Raw genomic sequence first — 1,140 nt, forward strand, 5'->3', positions numbered from 1 at the left:
ATCGGGTTCGCCATGGGAGAGGCCATCGCAACACCGGGGGAATGCGACATGCGCGAAGATCGCCGAGCTCCCGACGGCACAATGGCCACGCGCTATCCGCTCGCCCCACCCAGATCGCGGATCCGCAGCCCTCACGCACCCCCGCCGGCCGGCCCAGCGCCCTATCCCGTCGCCAACATGACGAACGCGATCCCCGCGCCGGCAGCGGAGCAGTTCAGGACGGCGCGACGCCCTCCACTCAAGCTCCAGCCATCCGGGTCCGGCAACCGGCGACCTGCCCTGGTCGGGAGAGGCCGAGACTGCCCAACCTGGTCCTCCCGCTGGCGGATCGCGGCGACGAGAGCGCCCGCCCGCAGGGTGGGCCTACCCGACCAGATGCATCGACGAGCGGAAGACACGGGACCGAAAGCGCCGGCGCCGACAAAAAAGAGGGGGCTCACGCCCCCTCCGCCTCGCGGCTGCGGCGCTCGGCCTCAGCGAGCAGCTCTTCGAGGCGCCGCTGCGACTCCCTGCGCTGCTTGCAGGTGAAGATGCAGTGCGCGAGCTCGGCGCGCAGCTCGGCGATTTCGGCGTAGATGTCGAGAACCTTCGTCATGTGAACCTCCTTCGTCTCGATGACGGGAGGCGGCGCACCGGGCGTTGGAGGGCCGGGTCAAGGATCGCGTAGCGACCGGCAGCGCCGGCGCGCGGGGGTGCCGATTTTGTCGGCGCGCAGCGGCGGCAAAATTGGGGGCACCGCGCGTCCTTGACGCGGCCCGACTGCCGGTATGATGGATCGTCATTGAGAGGAAGACGGCCTGGCACAACGCTGCGGCCGGGCTCCCCTGCACCGGTGCCGTCGCTCGGTCGCGTCCGGATCGGGCTCAGCCTTTCGGCGGCTCGCCCGGCCACCATTGAGCTCGGTTCAGGAAACTGATCACTCGGCCCGAAGGCATGGGCCTTGCGGTGCCAGCCCCTGGCTACAGGCCGCACATGCCCTCGCACTCGTTGGGCCAGAGATCGAGCTGGCCGTGATCAGCGGCCGTGGAGAGATCGGCGTCTTCCAGCGGCCTCGCCGAACGATGGAGATAAGCCTGACCACGGATTCCCCGCAGGCCGGAGCGGATCGCTCGGTCGACCGCGACCGCATCGGCCCAGCCG

At 69.9% G+C, this 1,140-nt stretch carries 1 protein-coding gene and 1 pseudogene; both read right to left on the minus strand.

Features of this window, described 5'->3' with window-relative positions; all coding sequences use genetic code 11:
- Positions 1-436 precede the first annotated feature (436 nt).
- Positions 437-595, minus strand: coding sequence for a hypothetical protein (locus AAC979_RS23765; RefSeq protein WP_371349453.1), 159 nt, complete (start codon positions 593-595; stop codon positions 437-439).
- Positions 596-959: 364 nt separating this feature from the next.
- Positions 960-1,140: pseudogene (locus tag AAC979_RS23770) on the minus strand (hypothetical protein); the annotation flags it as partial.

The organism is Ancylobacter sp. IITR112 (genome assembly GCF_041415945.1).
Classification (GTDB): Bacteria; Pseudomonadota; Alphaproteobacteria; order Rhizobiales; family Xanthobacteraceae; genus Ancylobacter.